The 15,753-nt window shown below is 57.3% G+C and carries 13 protein-coding genes and 4 pseudogenes; 3 read left to right on the top strand and 14 right to left on the bottom strand.

Annotated features, from left to right (window positions below; translation table 11 throughout):
* Nucleotides 1–55 precede the first annotated feature (55 nt).
* Both IM739_RS23465 and IM739_RS23460 read right to left on the bottom strand, forming a co-directional pair.
* Nucleotides 56–1,813, bottom strand: a complete 1,758-nt coding sequence (locus IM739_RS23465) for an FAD-dependent monooxygenase (protein WP_237371767.1) — start codon at nucleotides 1,811–1,813, stop codon at nucleotides 56–58.
* Nucleotides 1,814–1,863: 50 nt separating this feature from the next.
* On the bottom strand, nucleotides 1,864–2,937 hold the full coding sequence (locus IM739_RS23460; RefSeq protein WP_237371766.1) for a maleylacetate reductase: 1,074 nt from the start codon (nucleotides 2,935–2,937) through the stop codon (nucleotides 1,864–1,866).
* 158 nt (nucleotides 2,938–3,095) lie between these two features.
* Here IM739_RS23460 and IM739_RS23455 point away from each other — a divergent pair, with 158 nt between their 5' ends.
* Entirely contained in the window at nucleotides 3,096–3,989 is an 894-nt protein-coding gene (locus IM739_RS23455; RefSeq protein WP_237371765.1) for a LysR family transcriptional regulator, read from the top strand.
* 10 nt (nucleotides 3,990–3,999) lie between these two features.
* Here the strand turns inward: IM739_RS23455 and IM739_RS23450 are convergent, their stop codons facing one another.
* From IM739_RS23450 to IM739_RS23430, 6 genes and pseudogenes are all read right to left on the bottom strand, one after another.
* Nucleotides 4,000–4,332, bottom strand: coding sequence for a hypothetical protein (locus IM739_RS23450; RefSeq protein WP_237371764.1), 333 nt, complete (start codon nucleotides 4,330–4,332; stop codon nucleotides 4,000–4,002).
* Between the two features lie 7 nt (nucleotides 4,333–4,339).
* Nucleotides 4,340–5,185, bottom strand: a complete 846-nt coding sequence (locus IM739_RS23445; protein ID WP_237371998.1) for a dioxygenase family protein — start codon at nucleotides 5,183–5,185, stop codon at nucleotides 4,340–4,342.
* A 220-nt stretch (nucleotides 5,186–5,405) separates the two neighbouring features.
* Nucleotides 5,406–5,653 (bottom strand): annotated as a pseudogene (locus IM739_RS23440) (IS66 family transposase); the annotation flags it as partial.
* A 285-nt stretch (nucleotides 5,654–5,938) separates the two neighbouring features.
* Nucleotides 5,939–6,085 (bottom strand): IS66 family insertion sequence element accessory protein TnpB, encoded by a 147-nt coding sequence (tnpB, locus tag IM739_RS23435; RefSeq protein WP_237371997.1) that lies wholly within the window; start codon nucleotides 6,083–6,085, stop codon nucleotides 5,939–5,941.
* A gap of 110 nt (nucleotides 6,086–6,195) precedes the next feature.
* Complete coding sequence (locus IM739_RS24185) at nucleotides 6,196–6,486, bottom strand: transposase (protein ID WP_442981177.1); 291 nt, start codon at nucleotides 6,484–6,486, stop codon at nucleotides 6,196–6,198.
* Between the two features lie 362 nt (nucleotides 6,487–6,848).
* Nucleotides 6,849–7,833 (bottom strand): annotated as a pseudogene (locus IM739_RS23430) (IS110 family transposase).
* 355 nt (nucleotides 7,834–8,188) lie between these two features.
* Here IM739_RS23430 and tnpB (IM739_RS24180) point away from each other — a divergent pair.
* A complete protein-coding gene (gene tnpB / locus IM739_RS24180; RefSeq protein ID WP_442981176.1) occupies nucleotides 8,189–8,356 on the top strand; it encodes an IS66 family insertion sequence element accessory protein TnpB in 168 nt (55 codons plus the stop codon).
* A 156-nt stretch (nucleotides 8,357–8,512) separates the two neighbouring features.
* A pseudogene (locus IM739_RS23415) lies at nucleotides 8,513–8,818 on the top strand (IS66 family transposase); the annotation flags it as partial.
* A gap of 30 nt (nucleotides 8,819–8,848) precedes the next feature.
* Here IM739_RS23415 and IM739_RS24175 read toward each other — a convergent pair.
* From IM739_RS24175 to IM739_RS23390, 6 genes and pseudogenes are all read right to left on the bottom strand, one after another.
* Nucleotides 8,849–9,103, bottom strand: a complete 255-nt coding sequence (locus tag IM739_RS24175) for a PilZ domain-containing protein (RefSeq protein WP_442981183.1) — start codon at nucleotides 9,101–9,103, stop codon at nucleotides 8,849–8,851.
* A gap of 55 nt (nucleotides 9,104–9,158) precedes the next feature.
* Nucleotides 9,159–9,596 (bottom strand): TadE/TadG family type IV pilus assembly protein, encoded by a 438-nt coding sequence (locus IM739_RS23410; RefSeq protein ID WP_237371763.1) that lies wholly within the window; start codon nucleotides 9,594–9,596, stop codon nucleotides 9,159–9,161.
* Nucleotides 9,593–10,189 carry a TadE family protein gene (locus IM739_RS23405; protein WP_237371762.1) on the bottom strand — a complete coding sequence of 199 codons (597 nt, stop codon included), beginning with the start codon at nucleotides 10,187–10,189 and terminating at the stop codon, nucleotides 9,593–9,595. Before IM739_RS23405 ends, IM739_RS23410 begins: the two co-directional genes overlap by 4 nt.
* On the bottom strand, nucleotides 10,186–12,060 hold the full coding sequence (locus IM739_RS23400) for a pilus assembly protein TadG-related protein (protein WP_237371761.1): 1,875 nt from the start codon (nucleotides 12,058–12,060) through the stop codon (nucleotides 10,186–10,188). Before IM739_RS23400 ends, IM739_RS23405 begins: the two co-directional genes overlap by 4 nt.
* Nucleotides 12,061–12,288: 228 nt before the next feature.
* Nucleotides 12,289–14,013 (bottom strand): globin-coupled sensor protein, encoded by a 1,725-nt coding sequence (locus tag IM739_RS23395; protein ID WP_237371760.1) that lies wholly within the window; start codon nucleotides 14,011–14,013, stop codon nucleotides 12,289–12,291.
* 328 nt (nucleotides 14,014–14,341) lie between these two features.
* Nucleotides 14,342–15,556 (bottom strand): annotated as a pseudogene (locus tag IM739_RS23390) (IS701 family transposase); the annotation flags it as partial.
* Nucleotides 15,557–15,753: the final 197 nt, after the last annotated feature.

Here is a 15,753-nt window from a genome sequence, read left to right as displayed (position 1 = left end):
TGATCTGTTTTCTCATGGAAAACATGTCATCAGGTTATGAACTGCCGCCGTTGCGTCAAAGTGCAAGAACCTGACGCAACACACGACGCAGGTCATCGGCCGGGGTGGCGCTCACTCCCGTACTACGCCAGCAGACATGATGGTCGGGCCGCACCAGAAGGCAGCCGGTGTCGCGGATCTCGCTCAGTCGCGCCCAGTCGCCACTATGGTCGACATAGTTCTGGCGCGGCCCGATCACATGGGTGACAATTTCAATACCGAGTTCGGCGCCAACCACCTTGGCTGCCTCGGCCCAGGCTTTTCCCCCGAGCCCGGTCAACAGCGTGAACTTGCCGTGACCGCACAGATCAAAGGTGGATACCTCAGTGCCGCAAACATGTTTGTAGAGCCAGGCATGCGGCACGCGGGCACCCGGCCACGTGGTCGGCTGATGGTGAAGATCCGCATCAAGCAGGAAGTCGGGCTCGATCTGCCCATCGGTCACGATAGCATCGGAGCGGTATCGCTGGTTCATCTCCACGCCATGGGCATCGAACTCGTATTTCTTGAAAGCAATCGCCTTGCGGATAGCATCACGCTGTTGCTCGGCGGCCTCAGTTCCATCGGTGCGCGCCTCAAGATTCTTCTGCATCTGCAGGGGATCTACACCCTCGCTCATGCCCAGCGCTGCGAAGATCGGTCCTGTTTCGCCAATCGACTGGTTGGCGCGGGTCACGATCTGCTTGGCGATGGGCGCACGTTCCGTATTATAGGTTTCCAGCAGGCGTTCGCCGGCTTGCCCCTTCAGCACCATCGCCAGTTTCCATGCGAGGTTATAGGAATCCTGTATCGAGGTATTCGAACCAAGGCCATTCGATGGCGGATGGCGGTGAATAGCGTCGCCGACGCAGAATACACGGCCGTTCGACGTGCGCGTCGCATAATAGTTGTTCACGGTCCAGGTGTTGGCGGACAGCAGCTCGATTTCCAGATCGGGATCACCGATCAGTTGCCGCGCTACGCCCGTGGCGAATTCAGCGGTGACATCCGGTTCAGGTTCGTTAATGTCATACCCCCAGACGATCAGCCACTCATTCCACGGGCGCACCATACGTACCAGACCCATGCCGATGCCGCCGACATCGGCTCCGGGCTGCATGACCCAGTAAAGAACAGAGGGACGGTGAGCGGCATATTTGCTGAGATCGGCGCGAAATAGGATGTTCATCGAACCGCCGACACCCATCTTCCCCTCGAACGGCAGCCCGGCATGCTCGGCAACTAGCGATTTGCCGCCATCGGCACCGATCAGGTATTTCGACTGGATGGTGAATTCGCGCCCCGAAAGCCGGTCACGGCAAGTGGTGATCACGCCATCGGTATTTTGCTCGTGGCGGAGATACTCGGTGGACATGCGGGCCTGCGTGCCACGCGAACACGCTGTCTTGAACAACAGCGGTTCCATAAACGTCTGCGGCAAGTCGTTCATCTTCGTCGGCGACGACATCAGATGCTCTGCTTTGCTGAGCGGGTGATTGCCCCATGCTTTCAGGCGGCCAATCTCCTCGCCGGCCAGACTTTCACAAAAGATGTTCTCGCCCATCAACTCCTGATGTGTCGCGAACAGATAAGCCTCGTCCTCCACATCGCGACCCAGATCCCGTAACACCTCCATCGCGCGCTGATTGGTGACGTGGGCGCGGGGCGTGTTGGCCAGCCAGCGATAGCGATTGATTGCAATATTGCCGATACCATATGTCGACAACAGGGCCGCTGCTGCCGAACCCGCCGGTCCCGTGCCGATGATCAACACATCCGTTGCAATTTCAACCATTTCAATTCTCCTCCCAATTCCAAACCAATTCCAAACCAATTCCAAAAATGTCAGGCGACCGGTGGACCACCGGCCCAGGCAACCTGAAGCAGCCGTCGGATCGCACCGCGTTCCACCGGGCGCGGATTCCAGTAGGGGTTTTTCGCCGCCAGATCGGCTGCACGATCGAGATCGCTCTCCTTCAACCCCAAATCTTGAAGCGCGGTCGGCGCAGTGACCGAGCGCGCGAACCGATGCAGTCCCATGCCGGGCTCATCGTCGCCGAACAGTTCGGCCACTGGTCGCAGCTCATCACGCGCTCCCGCCGCGTTGTAGGCGATGGCATGCGGCAGAATCACTGCATGAGTCTCGGCATGCGGCAGGTCGAAGCTGCCGCCCAGCGTGTGACACAGCTTGTGATGCAGGGCCATTCCCACCTGCCCCAGTACCGTGCCGCACAGCCAGGCGCCGTAGAGCGTTTCGGCCCGAGCCCTAAGGTCGTCAGGATCGGCGATCACCTGCGGCAAGGCATCCCGGAACGCGCGCAGGCCTTCGACTGACATCAGCGAGGTAAGCGGCGTGCGGTTGCGGGCATATAGCCCTTCTGCGGCATGCGCCATCGCATTGAGCGCACTCGTCACCGTCATGGAGACCGGCAGGCTGCGCACCAACTCGGCATCATAGAGAATGACCTCCGGCTGCACCTTCGCGTCTGTCAGCGTGGTTTTCACGCCGTCGTTAGTTTGGCCGAGAATGGGGGTCGCCTCACTGCCGGCATAGGTCGTTGGTACGACAATCTGCGGGAGGTCGGTGCGCAACGCAATCGCCTTGCCAAGCCCTGTGGTCGAACCACCACCGATGGCGACGAGGCAGTCCGCCCCGACCTCCCGGGCATAAGCTGAGGCCTCCTCGGAAATTGCCACCGGCGTATGCATCCGGGCACGAGTGAAGGTTCCGGCAGCATGATCGCCGCACAACGCCGCAAAGTCATCCGCCAAATGAGCCTGCTCCGGCGTCGTCAGGATTAAAGCGTGACGACAGCCGAGCCGCTTGATCTCCTCAACAAGATCATAACGCACACCGAGCCCGAAACGCACGCGAACCGCCGGCCATTGCGCGGCAAACTCTTCGCGGAAAAATGACATAAGGCTCCTCCCAACGGTCGTCCATGTTCATTGAGATACATCATATGCCAGCACGAGATGGATATTGATCGTAAGATTGATATATAATATGATGTTTCGTTATGAAGATTGACAGTGAACACCTCGAAATCCTGGCTGTTATTGTCGAGCATGGCGGCTTGACCGAAGGCGCGGATGCGCTGGGCAAGTCGCAACCGGCCGTGTCGCGCACCATGGCATTGCTCGAAGAGCGGATTGGTACGCCTCTTTTCGAGCCAGGACGCCGTCCCTTACGCCCCACTGAGCTTGGCAGCCATCTTGCGCGCCTCGGCGCACGGATACGTGCGCAAAATCAGGAGGCCAGCCGGCTGGTGCAGCGCTATCGACAGGGACAGGCGGGGGCTCTGCGGCTGGGTGGCACGCCGATCTTCTTCGATGGCGTAGTTGCCAATATCATGGCGGAGTTTCAGAGCCGTCATCCGGATGTCCAGATCGCCCACACCTACGGATATTTCGATGAATTGTCCGCCAGCGTGCGCAGCGGTGCGCTAGACCTCGCTTTCGTGCCGCTGCATGCCCGGATGATTTCGTCGGACATGCACTTTACGCCGCTGCTTACCGGTCGCAACGTCATCGCCTGCGGCGCAACGCACCCTTTGGCGCGGCGAAGTGTTATCACGCTCGCCGATATCGAACCGTATTCGTGGATTTCCCCACCGACCGACAGTCCGCTTTTTCGCGATCTTCAGCGGGCGGTGAAATCAATAGGGCTCGACGATTTTAAGGTCAGTTTTTCCGGCGGCACGCTGGCTTCGATCTTCAGCGTCGTCGTGGGTTCGGATGCCCTAACCGTGCTGCCCTATTCAGTAGTATTCAGCCACCAGCGGACCATTCCGATCCAGGCTTTGCCGCTGCGCATCGAGCACCCAGAACGCCAGCTCGGGCTTTTGACCTCTGCAGACCGTACACCGCCACCGAGCCTTCCTCGCTTCGTGGCATTCGTCACAGAGAAGTTCAAACAGCTCAACGCGCGCATGGAGCACGAGCAACAGGTGACCCGCCGTCGCGGCTGAGCTGCCATTTCTATTTAAGCGCCACATAGGTCAAGGGGTCCAGTTGCGAGATGCGCACAGCAACACGCGCATCGGTAGCGGAAGCCAAAAGTGAACGCAGCCGCTCGCCCGCCACACGTATGGCCTCACCCGTCCGCTCGGCACGTGGGAAGATTAAGAGCTCTATATTAACCTGCGGCTGGTCCGGCAATCCTAGAACCGGGATCACCGCCAACTGGCAGGCCTGCGGTTCCACGCGAAAGGCATCACAGAGCAACGCACGGATCGGCTCAAGCGCATCGCTGAGACGGGGACGCGTCCAGTCGAAAATCGTCTCATCGACATAAATCTTCAGGTTTGGCACCGCCACCTCACTCCCATTCAGGCGTCATGATGAAGTCGAAGGCAGACCGCCAGAGCGTCGGTGCGCCTTCCAACCGCTCATAGGGCGCCACCAGCGTTTCCTTTACCCCGAACACCGCATCGGAAGACAGATATTCATCGCCTCCGACGAAGGTGTGAGTCACGAGTTTGCGGAATCCGTGGGCGCTGATCATGTAATGCATGTGGGCCGGTCGCCAGGGATGGCGCCCGAGATAGCCGAGAAGCTGCCCCACTGGCCCATCGTCAGGGATCGGATAGCTGACAGGGCGAATGCCGACGAAGCTGTAGCGGCCATCGGGCCCGGTGAAGAAACGGCCCCGATTGTTCCACTTCGGTTGGACGCCTGGCTGCTGCACATCATAGAATCCGTCGGCATTGTCCGACCAGACATCAACGCAGGCTCCTTCGACCGGTTGGCCTTCTAGGTCCAGCACGCGGCCTTCGAACAGGCAGCTTTCCCCCTTGCCATCCAGACTGATGACCGCACCATTCTCGCGGACCGGAGCATTCTCGACATGGAAGGGGCCGAGCACTGTACTTTCCGTTGCCCCCTTTGGCCGCCTATTGGTGATCGCGTCTACCAGCATGGAACATCCAAGAACATCCGAAAGCAAAATGAATTCCTGCCGCTCCTGCGTGCAGATCTGGCCCGTTTTGGTCAGGAAATCGATGGCCACCGTCCATTCGTCGGTCGTCAAATTCACCTCCTTGACGAAGGCGTGCATGTGTTTGACGACACCGGCCATGATTTCCAAGAGGCGCCGATCCGTATTCTTGTCCATCCGGGAATTCACGATCGCAACTGAATTTTCTTCCACGAAGTAGTTCACAATTACCTCCCAATGGCTCCTCACCCTGTCCCATGCAGCAAAACGTCGGCGTGCATACATACCGCTCCTCTGCGACACATCCTGAGCGATCCGCAAACGAACCCTAGAAGGTCTTCGCGAAGAGTTTGATCGTTTCACACACTCATAACATACCATTTTTGCATAACAGGTGTGCCCCGCCCCAAAAAATCGAACGGCTCATATTGGAGTTCTCCGTATGCGGCCTCTCGCTCGATCCGATCACCCAATGCCCCAGAGCGCCGCGGCTGATGGTGGACGCCGGCGGGCTCGAGTGCCTGGTTCAAGCGGTAGAGCGGCGTGCCGTCGATGTATTTGTGGACGAGCGCGAAGGCCAGCGTCGAGGCCGTGGCGATGCTGCCCGGCAAGGACTTTGCAGGGCTGCGGCGCAAGGACAGCAGGTGTGTTGATGCCGGTCCGGTCGCAATGACGGCATGGATATTTGAGCCGTAAGAATTCTCCGAGAACCGCAGGTTCAATGTTTCATGCGCGGTCAGCGCTTTCACTTTCCAGCATGATCAAGGAGATTTTCCGAGCCGGTTCCCATACTCGAAGTGAATCGAAAACCACCGATTTGCATAGCTTTTCCTGGGCCGTCGCCCGCAAAACCCGCCCAAAAAGACGCTATCCCGCGCCCGTCGGGCGCCGTGTCTGGTGCGGGTTTCGTCAGTCAATTCCCTCAAGCAAAGAGGACATCTGGCCAGCCGTCAGCGCAATCGCCCCACCTTCCTTTGCCGGTCAAATAAAACGGTCGCGCTCGAGCCGCTTTGCATATAGCGAAAGCCCAATTCCGTCATGCCAAAGAGCCTTGATCAGCCGGCCACTTTTCCCTCGGAAGACAAAAACGTCACCCTTGAAAGGATCACGATCCAGACCTTCCTGCACAATCAGAGCAAGACCCTGTATCCCCTTGCGCAATGGCCGCTTGCAATCCAAACGCGCACGCTCGAACTGATCGGGATCATTTGAGCGCTCGCATCACTGCTGCGGCAAGATTACAACATGCCCCGGACGCAATCCCCACCTTGATACCGTTCGCAAAGTCCACAACGATGGTCGCCGCACCACCATCGCCGCCGGCACGAACGCAGGGGGGCATCCGTCACCGCAACCGCCATCGCTTGGTGGCGCTGCATGTAGATAAGCCCAATAGATACATCAAAGCGACGCGCTACCTCAGAGACATTTGCCCCCGGCGCAAATGCTGCCCCCAGAATTTCCAGCCTATCATCCGCTGACCAACGACGGCGCCGATCCCGACCCGTCAGCAAAATTGCCTGTGCCATCGTTCCTCATTGCGCTCTTAATTCCACTCTCAAGAGCGCAAAATCTCGATATCGCCAAAACGCGCACGCGGCCAACGCCGGAGGGGTATGAACCGCACATTCTGCAGGATTTTGGTAAGACCGTCGTCCAATAGCGAGATTTGCAAGCGCCTTTTTAGGTGTGAGAGGCTGTTTGCCGAGAGCATGGTCGTCTACGCGGTCGACATGGGTTGCCGCATTATGGTGCTTCGCGGGACGGTCCTTCCAATGTATGTCTCGCACGCTCCGAGCAAACTCGTGGTGCAACGGCCTCAACGGAATGGACCAGCCTCGGTCCCGGCAGGGACGCCTCTTCACGCCATAGGCGTTACAGAGCTTGAAATTTAGATGATGGCTGTCGCCCTGTTAAAGAGCTCGCCGGAGCACAGCATTGCCTGCATGGTGACGGCGAGCTTGAAGGCGACAGCGACAGCGGAGCGTTTGAAGCCAATCCTCTCGCGTAGTTTTATACCCCATCTACGCAGATCGCTGTCGGTCCGGCTGCGGGTCAGGATCACCACCGCCGCTTCATAAAGAAGCGAACGCACATGGGTGTCACCCCGTCGGGAGATATGGCCGTCACAATCTACTTCGCCTGACTGATAGCACCGCGTCGTCAACCCCAGCCAGACGCCCAGTGAGCGGGATCGCTTGAAGTTCGCTGGATCCTCGACGGCGGTTAGGTAGGCAGTAGCTGTGATCGCACCAATGCCGGGGATCGACATCAGCAATCGACATCGCTGGTTTCTACGTGCTTCGGCGAGGAGCTGCTTCCCCGACTTAGCCGCCTGGAGACGCAGACTATGCCACGCTTCGAGCAAGGGCAGGATTATCCTTGAAAGGCCCGCGTTGGTGGCCAGGAGGGAGCCAACATGCACCTCAACCTTGCCACCCATACTGCATGGAACGATAAGGCCGAACGTTTTCATCAATCCTCATCTGGTTCGCCACGTCCAGTGTCGTTCGCATGAGTTTCGTACGAGCCGCGACCAATGTCCGAGAAAGCATGCTGTCGAAGGCTTTTACTCGGACTTCGCGGAAGACCTCCGCCAGATGCGCGAGCCCGTCGGCGTCATTGGCATCGGTTTTGTTGGCGGCCATGTCGAGCGCCGCCTTAGCGTGACGAGCGTCGACGCAAATGGCCGGCAATCCTTGGGCGCGCAGCGTATGATAGAACCATACCGAGAGAGGGCCCGTTTCGAACACCAGGCGCTCCGCATATGGCGCTCACATGCGGACAAGTTCGGCTATGGCGGCGGGATCAGAGGCGCATTTTCCGCACCAGATCGGCTAGCCCGCGCGACGGATCGAAATTGCTGTCTCTTTCATTGATACGTCGAGACCGATTTACTCTTTCATGTCACCTCCATCGATGCTGGGGCTCGGCGTCCAGTCGAGAGCCCGTATCTCATCATATCGGGGGCAGCCGCCTTCCAAGATCATGATCGGATCTGGAGCGGCCTCGTGCCCGCGAATACACCATGTATGTCCTTCTTCTTAGCTGAGGTGGCTCGCCCTATACCGGTCTTCTGAGGGTTGCTCGGATGGCCCGAGCCGATTCTCACCACAGGAGGATGAGCCGCGTCACATTATAGAGAGGCTTTCGTTGGAATCGACGTTGCGAGGCTAAAGAATGCGATTGCGATTGCCGAGTTCGGGAGAGACGGAGAGATCTGGTATATCGGTGAGGTTGAGGCATCAGATATCAGCATGCGTCGTGTTTGCGCCTGCGGTTTTTGCCTTTTGCAATCGCCGCCGCGACCGGATGAAGCTCCTGTTCTTCGATCGGTCCGGTTTTGTGATGGTGCTGAAGCGATTGCCGGAAGACAGGTTCAACTGGCCCTGCCGGTAGACGATGGTGGTGACACTGACGACCGAGCAGCTCCACTGGATCTCCGACTGCATTGATATCGATGCGATGGTCCGTCATCCGGTGTGGTAATACCAGATCGCGGGCTGACAGGTCTCGACGTCTGCGGTTGAAGGGGCAAAACGGTTCAAGGATCTGATGATCCGACCCGACGAACCCACTGTTGATGAGTTGATGGCGCGCATTGCGGCCCTGCAGGCGGAGAACCGTCAATTCACGGAACGCGTGGTCAAGCTCGAGGAAGAGTTGGTGCTGGCCCGGCTGCATCGGATTGCGCCGAAGAGCGAAAATCACATCGATCGCCTCTTCAATGAAGCCGAGCAGGTTGCCGATGAAGACGACGACGGCGAAGTAGATTGCGATCTCGTCGACCTGTCGGAAACGGGATTTCCGTCGACCGAGAAGCAGGAGGGGAAGAAGCGTGGCCGAAAGCCCCTGCCGGAGATAGCAGGACCAGACGTTCCACCAATCAGACTACGTTTTCTCAACAAATTCGACGCCCAGCTCAGTAAGTTTCCGCCAACGGACCTCGCAGAAGCGCTCGGAGCCGTCTTCCAGAGACAGCGCAAAACTCCCGGGAAGCCCCATTGTCGTCTCCATCACCAACTTGGCGCCGCCAAAAGAAAAATTGCGGATCGTGCAATCTCGTGTGGTTGTGCCATTGTTGCAGATGATACGCGCGCCCTTCAGGGCGCGCACTCTGGGGAACTGCCGTTGTTCATCCTTCATCACAGCGCCCGGAAAGTTTGATGCCTTTGGAATGGCACCATTATCGGCGAAGGGCTCAATAGTTGGTGTAGCACGCTTCAGCTTTCAGCAGGGTCCCACCAACCAAGGATGCCAGCAAATCTGGCACCATTGTTGTGAACCTATGGTCGATCCTGGCCATTGAAAGGCCCTCCATCCCATTGCAGCTGGAATTCCGATCGAGAACGATCGCTGTCGGATCGATGTGGATAAGCCAACCTGCTGCTTTTGACCTTGCGAAATCGATAGCACTTTCGGAGCTGTAGGCTCCTCCGTTCTCGCATTCGAGCTGTGGTATCCCCATACACCGTGCTGTTGCGATCGCTGTTTCGTGAAGAGCATGGGTCGTCCAGAGCAGCCGTGCGAATTCGATCATGCCGAACAGCATCAACAGAAAGACCGGCGCAACCAGTGCGAACTCGACAGCACTTGCGCCGGAACGCTCGCGAAGAAGGTTTCCAATGAAGTGCTTCATTGTGTTTGCACAATCGCGCTAGCCGCTATGAATCCGTCGTTGACGACATCGAACATAGAGAAGAACGGCGTGTATGCCTGCTGTGCAGTGACCGAGACATATCGACCAGCACGCCCGCCATCAGGACATGACGTGCCGCAAGTACGGCCTGAACCCCAGTCGACAGTTGCTGCAGTGCCCGTCGGACAGTAGCACGCGTTGGCCCCACTTGGGGCTCCACCGATCTTTATCTTCGATCCGCTATAGTAGGCCTTCGAACCATTGTTGATATTGACAACAGCGGTCGCACCACCCTGGTAGTTGCTAGCGATCATCAGCGCCATGTTTTTGGCCAATTCATCGCCGTTGATGCTATCAACTTGGTCGGCATGCGCTATGGCATAGCTGGCGCTTGCTGAAACCGCCGCCTCCAGTTGAAACCGCGAGAAAATCACCATTCCAAGATCCACGCTTGCCACGAAGACGAGAGCGAAAATAGGGGTCACCAAGGCAAACTCGATGGCAGCGTTGCCCTTTGTGTCCCACAGCATACCGAACACACGTTCGAGACCGAACCGGTTCGGTTGTAGAAATGATCGTTGAAGATAAGTCATTGAATCAAGGCGACCTTTCCGACACCACTTAGTTTGGTACATTCAGACATCGCCTGGGAGCCGCCCGACAGGGAAATGCTGGTACCGATCAATTGCAGGCAGCCATTGCCCGCGTCACCAATCTGACCGCCGCCTCCGAAATCGATCATTCCGTGCGGAAAATAGAAGGCCCCGGAAATCTTGCCTCGGCCACCTGACGTGACCTCAGCGCCCGTCGTGTTCTTGGGTGAATTCGGGCCAATGACTGCCAGCTCGGCATAGGGACCGGATTTCGGAGCGTTCAGCGTGATGGCATTGCCACCCGTCAGACAAAACGACTTTCCACGGCATTCCCAGTCGGAGGGCGTTTCGGCACCGGACAGAACAATGGTGACATCTTTGCCGGAGACGGCGATATTGTCGCTGCAGGCGGATCCCCCGGTATTGACCGAGAAGAACCCGTCAACGGTGTAGGTGCCTGCACCGAGCCGGGCACCACCGGCCAGATTGACGTTTCCAGATATGTCGTGCTCGGTGCTTGCAGGAATGGAAATACAACTTCCGCCACCGCCGCCGTTCAAATCTCCGTTGAGGCGGAACTCGCCCTTGCCGCTACTGGCGTCCGCCATGACCGTGATCGAACCACCATCAAGCCCGATCGCGTTGTCGCCGCTGGACTTTCCAAGCGTGTAGCTATTGGCCGTACCGGCACCAAGTTTGAGTGTTGCACCGGCACCCGTATAGAACCCCGCGTCGAATTCGAAGGTGCTTGGCCCACCGATAGAAACTTTGCCCGAAGTACAGAGGCTATAGCGCGCATCACCACATTTCTCGTCTCCCATACCGAAGTGGAATGAGCCGGCGCCAAATATCAAGTCCGCACCGTAGACCCCCTTCTCGACGTTGAAGGTGCCATCGCCAAATTCCAGCTTTGTGCCGAAATCGTTCTGAATTCTCCCAGAGAAGTTATAGACTGTCGTCTTTTTTCCTGAGACGTTAAACTTCACCTGGACGTTTCCGTGGACAAGCAGGGAGCCGATGTTGATCTTGGAACCGCTGCAGGTGACATCCCATTTGTCGGTCCAGTACTGATTGTAGTTGATCGGGTCGTAACTGCAGCCAACCGACTTGATCGCATCCGCGGTATCCGGAGGCGAGGCACTCCCGCCAAATTCAATGTTCTTGCTTTTGTTGAGCGATATGTCGGTCGGCCAAGATGCTTTCCGAATTACGTCGAAACGGGCGCTAAGCTCCGCAACACCGGCGTGGTTCTCCAGCGGATCGCTCGTATACTGTTTTGTGATAGGCGCTTCGGCGCCATTGCCGGCGACGATGTTCTTTGTCCACGGACAGGGTTGCGCGGAACCCTCGAAATAGGTAGCGCTTTTGGCTGTGATCTTGGTTCCGCAAGGCGCAATCAAGTCGCTGTTGGAGGCCACATAACAGTTTGGAGCTCCGACCTGGACACCACCGGACAGCGCCACGCCTGAACCTGATTTATGGAGTGCGATTATACAAGCGCTTGCCGTAGCACCAAACGATGAATAGGCCTCCGCGGCTATGTCAAGCTGTGGTTTCACGCCAAGAACTGGTGCCAAAAACAGTGTGTTTGTCGTCTTGACTTCAACATGCACGGCTTGAAGCTGAGCATCCTTTGGCGACGGAGCGAGGGAAACTGCGACGCTCGTGGGGTCCACTCCGTTGAGCTTCGCGACATGAAGCACAGCCGATTTCATTCGGTCCTGCGAGTTTGTGTCGCTATATGCGAGTGCTCCTGCATAAGATGCCAAGTCAGCGGTACGCTGGTTTTCGTCGCGTACGAGCAATCCGTATCCATATTCAACAGATAGGGCAGCAAAACCAATGATGATAGGCAGCAGTATCGCCGCCAAGATGGCGATCCCGCCACTTTGGTCGGCGCTCAAGCGAAAAATAGAGGGGTGAAAAGCTCTCACAGTCTAAGTTCTCCAGGAGGCGATGCTCGGTACAAGACCGAGGGAGCAAACCTCGTGTTCGGATTGTTACTGGCGAATGGTGACCGTCTAGCCTTGGGGAGCAAAACAGCTTGCGGTGGTTACCATTCTGGCAGCGATCAAAGAGTAGGCATCCGTGCACTGGCTTTAGCCGAAGCGCTTTGCCATGGAAGTCGGATAGAGCACGGCCAAATCGGACACAACAGATCGGTGCGACACCGTTTCGCTTGCGTATTTCCTGTTTGCTGACGCTTTTCCAATATCGAACTCACTGAGCATCGCTGCGATGCGCGCGACCTCCTGCACCAGCGCATGGCTGGCCGCGGTGGACTGCTCGACCATCGCAGCATTCTGCTGCGTCCCCTGGTCCATCGTATTGATGGCTGTGTTGATTTCCTGAAGTGCGGTCGCCTGTTCGCTTGATGCCCTGACGATCGCACCGATGTGCCGGTCGATCTCGGTTACCTCGTCGACGATCTCCGTCAGAGCTACGCCGGTTTGTCCCACCAGTAACACACCCTCTTTCACCTGTTCTCCGGAGTTATTGATCAATTCCTTGATCTCCTTCGCGGCCTTGGCTGAGCGCTGGGCGAGTTCGCGCACTTCCTGCGCAACCACTGCAAATCCTTTGCCGGCATCGCCGGCTCTGGCGGCTTCTACGCCGGCGTTCAATGCCAGAAGGTTCGTCTGGAATGCGATCTCGTCGATGACGCCGATGATGTTCGAGATTTCGCGTGACGAACTGTCGATCGCACCCATCGCCGCAACTGCTTGCTGGACGATGTGGCCGGATTTCTCAGCACCGATGCGTGCCTTAGCGACCAGTATCCCGGCCTCTGCCGCACGCTGGCTGGAATCCTTCACTGTTGTGGTGATTTCCTCAAGTGCTGCTGCTGTCTCTTCGATTGATGCCGCCTGCTGTTCCGTGCGCTTTGCGAGATCGTCGGCTGACGAGCGAATTTCTCTTGATCCGGCGTTGATCCCCGCCGTGGCTCCATTGATCTGCTCGATCGTTGTCGCCAACTGCTCCAGTGCATTGTTGAAATTGTCACGAAGGGTGTGATAAGCTGCTGGCAGGTCTTCGTCGATGCGGTAGCCGACATCCTTGGCGGCAATCTCCGCCATGGCTTTGCCAAAAATGTTGCAGACCAACTTGCGCTCAGCATCGATAGCTTCTGCCTGCGCCTTCTGTTTGGCAACCTCGGCTTCGTCGATATAGACCGAGATCGCCAGATCCATGTCCAGCATCACCGCCTTGACCAGACTTGAGAGTGCCTTCCCGAATGCCGCAGGTGTCATCGTCCGTTTAGAGAAGATGCCGCCCTTTGGGAATATCTCTTCGACCGCGCTGTTGATCAGATGGTCGAGAATGATGGCATAACCACCGATATACCATTGCGGCTCCAGACCGATGTGGGCATGCACCGTTCCGATCGTGCGGACTTTGCCGACATAGTCCTCGTTGAAGTTGCCGTCGGCGATGTTGGTCCAATGACCCATCTGCGCGCCCTTGGCGCGAGCGATATTGTCATCGTTCGAAAAGAACCGGCTGACTTCCGGGCTTATGCGCAGTTGCGCGTAGAATTTGTCGAGGCCATGTGGCAGCTCGCGTTCCACCAGAGTCTTCAGGGATCGAATGGCACTGCGTCCGTGGTAGTCGAGCTGCATAAATTCGAGACGACGTTCCACACTTTGGCTCCTTGCCTTTGTATTGGCGGGCCCATAGTCGAGACAGTGGACGGAACTACTGGCTGTATGTGTGGAATCCTGACCGGACACTTGTCTACCTCGAATACGGAGCTTTGAAATCGCGATCGGGTGTGTACCGCAATCACATCGAAACCCGTCGTCATGCCGGAACTGGGCGTTCACCCGCCCTCTTAATGACCCCAAATTTGGGGGTGCTGGTTAAATTGAGATTAACCAGGCGGGCTCAGCAAGATAGATCTCGAGACTTGTGCGCTTATTGGATGCCGATCGCCATTTAAGGATATGGCGGACTCGAAAAGTACCTGGCTTGACGGCAACAGATGGCAAAGTTCGCGCCAGGATCCGGCAATTTTATCCCTAACACTACTTTGGCAGAATTGATTTTGAGGTCATTTGGAACCTGATACGGCAGTGTGGACATCGTTGTGGTGGATGGTGGTTTGAGAGCGCCGCTATGACGGCGCGTCGGATAGCTGGCAGTGTCGGTTTAGGCGGGCCGCGTCTGTTCCTTTTTTTCCCGCTTTGCCTTGTATAGGTGCTGATGTTGCAGGAAGGCATAAGCGATCATGGTCATCAGCGCGTGTCGATGAAGGCCTTGCCATGATCGGCCTTCGAAGTGATCGAGACCGAGTTCTTCCTTCATCTGCTGATGAGCCTGCTCGCAGACCCAACGAGCTTTAATGGCCGCCGCCAGTTGTTTCAATGTCGCCGCGGCCGGCAGATTGGACAGATAATATTTGCGTTCGTCGTTTGAGCGCCACTCGCCAACCAGCCAGGCTTCCTCGCCCGGCATATGCTGTTGCCCCTTGTCGAAGATGCGTTGTGGGCTGCCATCAGCGATCCGAATGCGCAGGGCAGCAAAGCGCGCGGTCAGTCGGCCTTTGGTGCCACGCCGCCAGCTGAGTTTCGTCCACGTCGAGGCCGCCAGCATCGTTTCGGCGGCTGTCGACAGCGTATCGGGGATGGAATGTTTGCGCGGCCGTCCATGACCAGCAACAGGAAAGATCAATCCGACATCATGGGGATAAACCTTCTGATGCTTGGGAATGCCGACGGCCCAGGTGAGACCCCGCGCACTCAAACCCTGCCGAAATGCGGCTGACAGACCATAGCCTGCGTCCGCAAGCACGGTGCCAAACCGGACACCTGCGGCAATCAGCCGATCGATCTCGTCGAGCGCAATCTCCGGCTTGGTGCGGGATACGCGCGACAGCTCGGGAACGCCGGCTTTTGCCATTCTGTCCTGATCGCTGGTCCAACTCTCGGGCAGGAACAGCCGCAAACCCACCGGGACAGGAACCTCGTTGCGTGCCAGCGTCAGTGACACCAGCGTCTGGCAATTGGCGCGCTTGCCCAGCATCGATGCATATTGCGGCGCGACCCCTACCGAGTGGTCGCCCTTCTTCGGAAGGCCCGTATCGTCGATCACCAGAAATGCATCTGGGCCTCCGACTATTCTGTCAGCCTGCACGGCCAATTCCGCCTCAAGCGGACCGGCGTCCCAAATGCCATCCGAGATGAAATGATGCAGGCGATCGTAGCGATCAGGCGCAAGCCGCTCCGCCATCGGCCCTATGCTTTTGCGATCACCAGGCCCAATCAGACCCGAAACATAGATCGGGCACATCTGCCGCCGCTTCTTGTGGCCAAGCTTCTCAACGAACGGCTTCAGCCATTCCGTCAGTGCAACATCTTGCTCCGCCATCCTTCGCACCCCTGTTGAAGTGCCAAAGATCGCCGATCATCGTTAACCAAGGATGAATCTGCCAAAGTAGTGCTAGCTCTGGCTCAGGATGTAATGCGACTGCACGGTTTCTATCTATTAAAATCGCCATTGAAGAATTCTGCGAGTGTGGCGATATAGCCTTTGAACCGTTGCATCGGCGTTGCCAGGGATTTTGT

The organism is Rhizobium sp. SL42 (assembly GCF_021729845.1).
Classification (GTDB): Bacteria; Pseudomonadota; Alphaproteobacteria; order Rhizobiales; family Rhizobiaceae; genus Allorhizobium.
Note: the sequence above shows the minus strand (reverse complement) of the source record. Positions and strands in the feature narration are given on the sequence as shown.

Bases quoted from the DNA above. Each gene is read 5' to 3' on its own strand.
- IM739_RS23465 (WP_237371767.1), bottom strand. From the start codon at position 1,813: ATGGTTGAAATTGCAACGGATGTGTTGATCATCGGCACGGGACCGGCG.
- IM739_RS23460 (WP_237371766.1), bottom strand. From the start codon at position 2,937: ATGTCATTTTTCCGCGAAGAGTTTGCCGCGCAATGGCCGGCGGTTCGC.
- IM739_RS24185 (WP_442981177.1), bottom strand. From the start codon at position 6,486: ATGGCACAGGCAATTTTGCTGACGGGTCGGGATCGGCGCCGTCGTTGG.
- IM739_RS24175 (WP_442981183.1), bottom strand. From the start codon at position 9,103: ATGAAGGATGAACAACGGCAGTTCCCCAGAGTGCGCGCCCTGAAGGGC.
- IM739_RS23410 (WP_237371763.1), bottom strand. From the start codon at position 9,596: ATGAAGCACTTCATTGGAAACCTTCTTCGCGAGCGTTCCGGCGCAAGT.
- IM739_RS23405 (WP_237371762.1), bottom strand. From the start codon at position 10,189: ATGACTTATCTTCAACGATCATTTCTACAACCGAACCGGTTCGGTCTC.